A 9,073-nucleotide genomic window follows, 5' to 3' on the forward strand; every position below is an offset into this window, starting at 1 on the left:
CCGCACGAAGGGGGGGTCCCTCCCCTCCCTCTCCGCCCCCCCCCCCCCCCCCCCCCCCCCCCCCCCCCCCCCCTCCCCCCCCCGCCCCCCCCCCCCCCCCCCCCCCCCCCCCCGGCCCGATTCCACCCCCCACCCCGGAGGACGGCCATGGAGCCCACCTCGCTCTCCCGCAACCGGGACTTCCGGCTGCTCTGGGTCGGCGGCCTGATGGCCTCGCTCGGCTCCCAACTCGCCTCGATCGCCCTGCCGTTGCTCGTCCTGCGGGAGACCGGATCGGCCGCCCAGGCGGGCGCCATCGGCACCGTCTCGATCGGCGCGCTGCTGCTCACCATGCTGCCCGGCGGCGTCATCGCCGACCGGATCGAGCGGCGCCGGCTGATGCGGGTGTGCGACGTCGGCAGCCTGCTCGCCGTCACCGCGCTGGTGATCGCCGTCCTGCGCGGCCACACCCCGCTGCCGCTGGTGCTGCTGGTGGCCGCCGCCGGGGCGCTCATCACCAGCGCCTACGGGCCCGCCGCCGGCGGCCTGCTGCGCGCGGTGGTGCCGCGCGAGCAGGTCCGCGCGGCCTCGTCCCGGATGCAGGCACGCGGCGCCGCCGCCCGGCTGGTCGGGCCGATCGCCGGCGGCGCGCTGTTCGCCTGGCACCCGGTGCTGCCGTTCCTCGCGGAGGGCGTCGGGCTGCTGCTCTCCACCGTCTGCGTCGCGCTGATGCGGACCCGCTCGGTGCCCGCCGCCAGGAGCGGCGCGGCGTTCAGCCGCGGCGAACTGACCGCCGGGCTCAGCTTCATCTGGCGCCAGCCCTACCTGCGCACCCTGCTGCTGATCTTCGGGCTCGGGATGAACTTCGCGTTCAGCGCGCTGATGTTCACCACCCTGGCCGTGGCCTCCGACGGCGGCCACTCCGGGATCGGCGGCGGCACCGTGGTCTCCTGCACCGCGGCCGGCGCCCTGGCCGGCGCGCTGCTCGCCCCGAGGCTGGAGGCCAGGGCGCGTCTGACAATTCACGCGCCCGACGGGAATTGTCAGACACGCCCTGAGGCGCGCCCCGGGGTGCGCGACGGCAGGCTGGTGGCGCTCAGCTGCTGGGCGGCCGCGGCCACTGCCGGGGTGCTGGTGCTCACTCGGATCCCGCTGCTGATCGGGCTGCTGTGCGCGGTGTGCATGTGCCTGTCCACGGTCGCCAGCATCGGCTTCGTCTCCGGCATGCTGCTCGCCGCGCCGCCCGACCGGATCGGCCGGGTGCAGAGCGCCGCCGGTTTCCTGTCCACCCTGGTCCAGCCGTTCGGCCCGCTGGTGGGCGGCGCGCTGCTCGGCGCTCTCGGCGGCACCCGGACCTTCGCCCTGCTGGCGCTCGCCATCTCGCTCTGCGCGGCCGTCGTCACCTGGGCGCCGCCGGTCCGGCGCGGTCCGGCGCCTGCCCCGGCCCCCGCACCGCTACCCGCACCCGCAGGCTGAACCGTTCGGCGGCCCGGGAGACGAGCGACCCGGAAGAGCCCGGAAGACGACCCGGAAGACGACCCGGAAGAGGAGGCGCGCCATGGCCGGCGCCCAGGAGACCCAGCTGTACTGCCTCGCCGATCCGACGTACTACGACACCCCCGGCCGGCTCCGCGACCGGGCCGGCCGGTACCAGCTGGGGCTCGGCGCACCGCCCGCCGGGTGGCGGCGCGAGCGGCGCGGGCTGTGGACGGCGCTGCGGCCGGACGGCGCCCGGCTGCCGGAGCAGGGCTGGAAGATCCACGTCTCGACCGTGCCGGAGGAGGCCGAGGCGACTCTGCGGGCCGTCGCGCGGGTCTGCATGGCGCGCCGCACGACGTTCAAGTTCCTGCGCAGCGACGAGGCGCTGCGGGTCGCGAACGGCAAGTACATGGGGCGCGGCAGCAGCGGCAAGTTCGTCACCGTCTACCCGGGGTCGGAGGCGGAGTTCCTGGCCGTGGCGGCGGAGTTGGCCGAGGTGCTGGCGGGCCGCCGGGGGCCGTACGTGCTCACCGACCTGCGGATCGGGACGGCCCCCGTGTACGTGCGCTACGGCGCGTTCGTCGAGCTGTGGTGCCAGGACGAGGACGGGCGGCCCGTGCCCGCGCTGCGCGACCCGTCCGGCGAGCTGGTCCCCGACCGGCGCGACCCGGTGTTCCAGCTGCCGGCCTGGGTCGAACCGCCCGAGGAACTGCGCCCGCACCTGGCCGCCCGGGAGGCGGCCGGCGGCGACCTGCCGTACCGGATCGTCGAGGTGCTGCAGTTCTCCAACGCCGGCGGGATCTACCTCGCCGAGCACCGGACCACCGGGGAGCGGGTGGTGCTGCGCGAGGCCCGCCCGCACGCCGGGCTGGACGCCGCCGGGGACGACGCCGTCACCCGGCTGCGGCGCGAGCAGTGGGCGCTGGAACGGCTCGCCGGCCTGGACTGCGTGCCCCGGCTGCACGAGGTCCGGACGGTCTGGGAGCACACCTTCCTGGTCCAGGAGCACATCGAGGGCGTCCAGCTGTTCGCCGAGGCGATCCGCCGTTACCCGCTGGTGCACCAGAACTGCACCGCCGGACAGCGCGCCGAGTACGCGCACTGGGTAGCCGGGGTCGTGGCCGGACTGGAGAAGGCGCTCGGTGCCCTGCACGAGCGGGGCGTCCGGTTCGGCGACCTGCACCCGGCCAATGTGATCGTCCGTCCGGACGGTTCGGTGGTGCTCGTCGACTTCGAGTACGCGGAGGAACTCACCGGCCGCCGTGTCCCGCTCGCCGGCGCGGGCGCGCTGCAGCCCCCGCCCGGGCTCGACGGGGCCGACGCCGACCGCCACATGCTCTGGGCCACCTGGCTGATGCTGCTGATGCCCGTGATGGAGCTGGCCGAACGCGATCCCGGCAAACTGCCCGCGCTGGAACGGCGGGCACGGCACTGGTTCGGCCTCGGGCCGGAGGAGGGGCCGGTGCGGCCGGGCGCCGTGGCACCGGTGGCGCGGGTGGAACCGGTCGGCGAACGGCGGGTCCGTGAACTCCTCGCCGGGCCCACCCTCGACGCCGCCAGGAACGAACTCGTCGCCGGCATCCACGCCGGGGCCACCCCCGACCGGCCGGACCGGCTCTTCCCCGGCGACCCGGCCGGATTCGCCGACGGCGGCACCGGCGTCGCCCACGGCGCCGCCGGCGTGCTGTACGCGCTGCACCGCGCCGGGGCGCCCTGCCCCGACGAGTACGCGGACTGGCTGATCGCGGCGATGCGGCGGCGCGGCCCGAGACCGGGCGCCGGAGGGCTCTTCGACGGGCCGCTCGGCGTGGCGGCCGTGCTCGCCCGGGTCGGCCGCGGCGACGAGGCCGCCGAACTGGCCGCCCAGGCCCGGCAGGCCCGGCCCGCGCCCACCGTCGCCCTCCACGGCGGCCGGGCCGGCGCCGCGCTCGCCCGGCTGCGGCTCGCCGACGCCCTCGGCAGTTGGCGCGAACTCGCGGACGCCCTCGCCGACGCGCGGGCGCTCGACGCGGTGCTGCGCGGGCAGACCGTCCCGGGGCTCGGCGCGCCGACGGCGGCCGGACTGCTGTACGGCCTGGCCGGGATCGCCCTCGTCCAGCTGCGGCTGTACCAGCGGACCGGTGAGGACTGGCTGCTGGCCTCCGGGCGCGAGGCGCTGGGGCGGGCCGTGGCGCAGTGCGTGCGGGTGCCCGACGGGTCGGTCCAGGTCCTCGACCGGGGGCGGCGGCTCGCCTACCTCGACCGTGGCAGCAGCGGGATCGCGCTCGTCGCCCAGGAGTACCAGGCGCTCGGCGGCAGCGGGTTCGGGGAGTTCGGCGGGTTCGGGGAGTTCCTCGCCGACGTGCGGAGGGTGTGCGCACCCGGATTCGTGCGCGAGCCCGGGCTGTTCCGGGGCCGCGCCGGGCTGCTGCTGGCGCTGGACCGGCTGGGCGGGGCGGCGGTCCGGGACGCCGTCCGCGAGCAGGTCCGCAAGCTCCAGTGGCACCTGGTCGCGCGGCCGGAGGGCCTGCTCGTCCCCGGGATGCGGCTGCGGCGGTTCTCGGCGGACCTGCACACCGGGGCGGCGGGCGTCCTGCTGGCCCTGCGGGCCGTCGAACAGGGCTCGGAGGGCGGGGAGTTGCTGGACGTGCTGACGCTCGGCCCGAGGGGTGCCGGCCGGCGCGGCGGGCTCAGCTGAGGTTGTCGGCCAAAGCAGTGGCGTGCTCGCGGGCGTGCAGGTGGGTGAGGCGGGGGAGAGCGTAGAGGGCGGCGTGGGCGGTGACCTCGCCGGTGGGGGAGGTGACGGCGCCGGTGTCGGTGAGGGCCTCCAGGGTGCGCAGGGCGAGGCGTTCGGGGCGGCCGAGGGCGGCGGCGGCCTCGGGGAGGGTGAACAGCAGGGAGAGCGGGAGGGCGGCGAGCCGGCCGAGGGCGAGGCGGCCCTGGTCGGTGAGGTCGCGCCAGCCGGAGTCGAGGCGGGCGCGGACGGTGACGTCCCCGGCGACGAGTTCGTCCAGGGCGCCGGCCGGATCGGCGAGGCGGGCCGCGTACTCGGCGAGCGGCAGGTGGCGCAGGACGGCGAGCCGGGTGCCGGCGACCCGGACGGCGAGCGGCAGCAGCCCGCAGGCCTCGACGATCCGGGCGGCGGCCGCGCGGTCGGTGCCGGTCCGGCCGGTGCCGACGATCCGGCCGAGCAGGTCGAGCGCCTCGGCGGGGGCGAAGGGCGGCACGGTGACCCGGTGCACCGAGGCCAGTCCGGCGAGCTGGCTGCGCGAGGTGACGAGGGTGGCGCTCGGGCCGAAGCCCGGCAGCAGTTCGCGGACTACGGCCTCGCCGGGGGCGTCGTCGAGGATCAGCAGCATCCGGCGTCCGGCCAGGGAGGCGCGCCAGAGGGCGGCGGCCTGGGCCGGGTCGGCCGGTCTCGGGCCGGATCGGCCGGTGAGGGCGGCGAGTTCGGCGAGGATGTCGGCGAGCGGGCGTGGGGTGCCGTCCTCGGTGCGCAGCCGGAGCAGCAGCCGGCCGTCGGGGAAGCGGTCGGCGAGCAGGTGTCCGGCGTGCACGGCGAGGGCGGTCTTGCCGACGCCGGCCGGGCCGGAGAGGACCGCGACGCGCTCGCCGCCCTCCGCCAACGCGTCGATCAGATCCCGCAGTTCGTGGCTTCGGCCGGTGAAGTCGGTGGTGTCGGCGGGCAGCAGTGCGCCGCTCGGGCCGGGGTGCTGCGCCGGCCGGGCGGTGGCGGGGCGGGCCGGGCCGTGGGCGAGCAGCTGCCGGTAGCGGGCGGTCAGGGCGGGGCTGGGTTCGAGGCCCAACTCGCGGGCGAGCAGCTGGCGGTGGGTGTCGTAGACGGCGAGCGCCTCGGCCTGCCGGCCGGACAGGTGCAGGGCGTTCATCCGGGCGGCCTGGAGGCGTTCGCGCAGCGGGTGGCGCTCGGCCGGGTCGGCGAGTTCCTCGGCGACGGCGGTGGCGTTGCCGAGCTCCAACTCGGTCTCCGCCCAGTCCTCGTGGACGCCCAGGCAGCGGGCCTCCAGCCGATCGGCCTCGGCCTGGACGGCGGGCGAGCAGCGCAGGTCGGCGAGCGGCGGGCCCTGCCACAGGTCGAGGGCCTGGCGCAGCAGCCGGGCGGCGGGGGCGAGCGCGCCGCTGTCGGCGGCGGCCCGGCCGGCCCGGGCGAGGGCGCGGAACTGCAGGACGTCGAGCTCGGGTTCGGCGACCCGCAGCAGGTAGCCGCCGGCGGTGTGGACCAGCCGTTCGGGCCCGGGGTCGCGGCCGAGCAGGGTGCGCAGGGTGCAGATGTAGACCTGGAGGTTCTTGCGGGCGGTGCGCGGCGGCTCCTCGGGCCAGACCGCGTCGGTGAGCAGGTCGACCGGGACGGCCGTGTTGGCGCGGCTCAGCAGGACGGCCAGCACCAGCCGCTGCTTCAGCGGACCGAGGGCGAGCGGGCGGCCGTCCGCTTCGCCGGTCAGCGGGCCGAGGACGGAGAAGCGCGGCCGGGTGGGGGCGGCGGGCTGGGCCAGGGGCATCGGCGTACCTCCGGGGCGTGGGTGGGGGCCAGGGCGTGTCCGAGCGGGGGTGCGTGACCGGTGCGGTGCGGGCGTGGGCGCAGGCTACTTGACGGCCGATCCGATCTGTAGGGCACGGAATCGGCCTGTTTCGGTCACGCGACCCTCACACTTCGGGCACCTGGGGGAGGGGGCATCCGGGGGAGGGGGCGGCCGGGGGCGGTGGCGGCCGGCGGGCGCGGTGTCGTGGCCGGTGGGGTGGGGTGGGAGAGGCCGGCGGGGTGCGGCGGAGGGCCGGGGCCGGGGGTGCGGGCCCCGGGGCGGACGGGGACGGGCGGGCGAGGTCCGGGGCGCGGGCGCCGGGGCGGTTCCGGCGTTCCTCCAGCGGTGCTCGTCGGCGCGGTGAGCGCCGCCCGAGGGGCCGGGGAGGGACCGACGGCCACCGGAGGTCCCGGTCCGGGTGCCGGAACGCGGGCCGTGCGGCCCCGGGGGCGCGGGCCGAACGGCCCTAGGGGGCGGGGGCGGTGCGTTCGGATCATGGATCGCCAGCCATTCGCACGACGTTCCTAAGGAGTGCGTCCTTGAGCGCCACCCCGGCACAGGGCGACCCCACGCCACCGCCAACCTCCGTACCGCAGCCGTCGGTTCGGCCGAAACGGCCCGGTTCGGCCGTGGTCAGACTGCTGACCACCACCGACCACAAGACGATCGGCTCCATGTACCTGGTGTCGGCGTTCGGGTTCTTCCTGATCGGCGGTGTCCTGGCGCTGGTCATGCGCGCCGAACTCGCCCGGCCCGGAACGCAGATCCTCTCCAACGAACAGTTCAACCAGGCCTTCACCATGCACGGCTCGGTGATGCTGCTGCTCTTCGCGATGCCGCTGTTCACCGGCTTCGCCAACTGGATCATGCCGCTGCAGATCGGCGCCCCGGACGTCGCCTTCCCGCGCCTGAACATGCTGTCCTTCTGGCTGTTCATGTTCGGCTCGCTGATCGCCGCCGCCGGCTTCGCGACCCCGCAGGGCGCCGCCGACTTCGGCTGGTTCCTCTACGCGCCGCTGTCCGACGCCGTCCACTCGCCCAGCGTCGGCGCCGACATGTGGATCATGGGCGTGACGCTCTCCGGCTTCGGCAGCATCCTCGGCGCCGTCAACTTCATCACCACGATCATCTGCATGCGCGCACCCGGGCTGACCATGTTCCGGATGTCCATCTTCTGCTGGAACGTGCTGCTCACCTCGGTGCTGGTGCTGCTGGTCTTCCCCGTCCTCGCCGCCGCCCTGCTCGCCCTCGAATGCGACCGCAAGTTCGGCTCGCACGTCTTCGACCCGGCCAACGGCGGGGCGATGCTCTGGCAACACCTGTTCTGGTTCTTCGGCCACCCCGAGGTGTACATCCTGGCGCTGCCGTTCTTCGGGATCATCTCCGAGATCATCCCGGTCTTCAGCCGCAAGCCGATGTTCGGCTACGCGGGGCTGATCGCCGCCACCGTCGCCATCGCCGGCCTGTCGGTGACGGTGTGGGCGCACCACATGTACGTCACCGGGCAGGTGCTGCTGCCGTTCTTCTCCTTCATGACCTTCCTCATCGCCGTCCCGACCGGGGTCAAGTTCTTCAACTGGGTCGGCACCATGTGGAAGGGCTCGCTCAGCTTCGAGACACCGATGCTGTGGACGGTCGGCTTCCTGGTCACCTTCCTCTTCGGCGGCCTCACCGGCGTGCTGCTCGCCGCCCCGCCGATCGACTTCCACGTCTCCGACTCGTACTTCGTCGTCGCCCACTTCCACTACACGCTGTTCGGCACCGTGGTCTACGCGATGTTCGCCGGCTTCCACTTCTGGTGGCCCAAGATGACCGGCAAGAAGCTCGACGAACGGCTCGGCCGGATCACCTTCTGGACGCTCACCGTCGGCTTCCACGGCACCTTCCTGGTCCAGCACTGGCTCGGCGCCGAGGGCATGCCCCGCCGCTACGCCGACTACCTGGCCTCGGACGGCTTCACCACGCTCAACACCCTGTCCACCATCTTCTCCTTCCTGCTCGGACTGTCGATCCTGCCGTTCCTCTACAACATCTGGAAGACGGCCAAGTACGGCGAGAAGGTCGAAGCCGACGACCCGTGGGGCTACGGCCGCTCGCTGGAGTGGGCCACCTCCTGCCCGCCGCCCCGGCACAACTTCGTCCGGCTGCCGAGGATCCGCTCCGAATCCCCGGCCTTCGACCTCCACCACCCCGACATCGCGGCCCTGGACGTCCTGGAGAACACCGGCAAGCCCGCCACCCACCTGGGCGACGTGAGCCCGGCCAAGTACGACCTGCCACAGACCAGGGCGGAGCGGGCGCGGTCCGCCGTGGACAGCTGACCCGAGGCCGGGCGCGCCCCGGCCACCCGCTCCGAACCCTCCGACCGCCGTCTCCGCCCGCGCCCCCGTCACGGGCGGGGACGGCTCCCTCCCCTCGCGACCTGGAAGGCCGGCCCCATGACCCACACCGTCCTCGCCATCGGCACCGCCGCGCTCACCGCGAGCGGCTGCGTCTGGTACCTGCCCGCCATCGCCGACCTCCAGGCCGGCGCCGACCGGCCCCGCTCCACCCGCACGGCCGCGGCGGCCTGCGTCCTGTGGTGGGCCGCCCTCGCCATGGCCGGCGGGCTGCTGCTCGCCGTGCCCGACTGGCGGCCCGCCGCGCAGATCGCCCTCGCCGGGCTGGTCGGCGGCGTGGCGCTGCGGGTCCGCGCCCGGTGGGACCGGCGCGGGGAGCAGCACGAGGCCGCCGCCCGCTGGGCGGCCCCGGGCGCCCGGCCGGCGCCGCGCTCCGGCCGCCCCGCCGCCGTCACCCTCGCGGGGTGGCTGGTCGTCGGCGCCGCCGTCGCCTCGCTGGGGGCGGTGGCGATCCTGCTGTCGGACGAGGGCGCCGTCGGCTCCCGGGTGGTGCTCGCGGCGGTCAGCGGGGCCGGGGTGGCGCTGGCCTTCCTGCTGGCGGGCCTCGGCAGCGCGCGGCGGCGCTGACGGCCCCTCCGGTACGGGGGGGGGGGGGGCGGGGGGGGGGGGGGGGGTGGGGTGGGGGGGGGGAAGGGGGGGTTGGGGGGGGGGTTTTGACTACCGTGCTCGTCTCTCTTCTCCCGTGTGTTGGCTGGGGTG

The 9,073-nt window shown here is 75.8% G+C and carries 5 protein-coding genes; 4 read left to right on the plus strand and 1 reads right to left on the minus strand.

Annotated features, from left to right (window positions below):
• The first annotated feature begins 147 nt into the window (after positions 1-147).
• Positions 148-1,455: an MFS transporter gene (locus AC07AL_RS25720; protein ID WP_363584701.1), complete on the plus strand. Its 1,308-nt coding sequence runs from the start codon at positions 148-150 to the stop codon at positions 1,453-1,455.
• Positions 1,456-1,537: 82 nt separating this feature from the next.
• Positions 1,538-4,135 carry a class III lanthionine synthetase LanKC gene (gene lanKC / locus AC07AL_RS25725; protein WP_363584703.1) on the plus strand — a complete coding sequence of 866 codons (2,598 nt, stop codon included), beginning with the start codon at positions 1,538-1,540 and terminating at the stop codon, positions 4,133-4,135.
• Here lanKC and AC07AL_RS25730 read toward each other — a convergent pair.
• A complete protein-coding gene (locus AC07AL_RS25730; protein ID WP_363584705.1) occupies positions 4,128-5,954 on the minus strand; it encodes an AfsR/SARP family transcriptional regulator in 1,827 nt (608 codons plus the stop codon). The two genes, lanKC and AC07AL_RS25730, sit on opposite strands and share 8 nt — an antisense overlap.
• 530 nt (positions 5,955-6,484) lie before the next feature.
• Here AC07AL_RS25730 and ctaD point away from each other — a divergent pair.
• Together ctaD and AC07AL_RS25740 are read left to right on the plus strand one after the other, a co-directional pair.
• On the plus strand, positions 6,485-8,296 hold the full coding sequence (gene ctaD, locus AC07AL_RS25735) for an aa3-type cytochrome oxidase subunit I (protein ID WP_478318332.1): 1,812 nt from the start codon (positions 6,485-6,487) through the stop codon (positions 8,294-8,296).
• Between the two features lie 117 nt (positions 8,297-8,413).
• Positions 8,414-8,941 carry a hypothetical protein gene (locus AC07AL_RS25740; RefSeq protein WP_363584709.1) on the plus strand — a complete coding sequence of 176 codons (528 nt, stop codon included), beginning with the start codon at positions 8,414-8,416 and terminating at the stop codon, positions 8,939-8,941.
• Positions 8,942-9,073 lie beyond the last annotated feature (132 nt).

The sequence above is a fragment of the Kitasatospora sp. NPDC043949 genome (genome assembly GCF_056435365.1).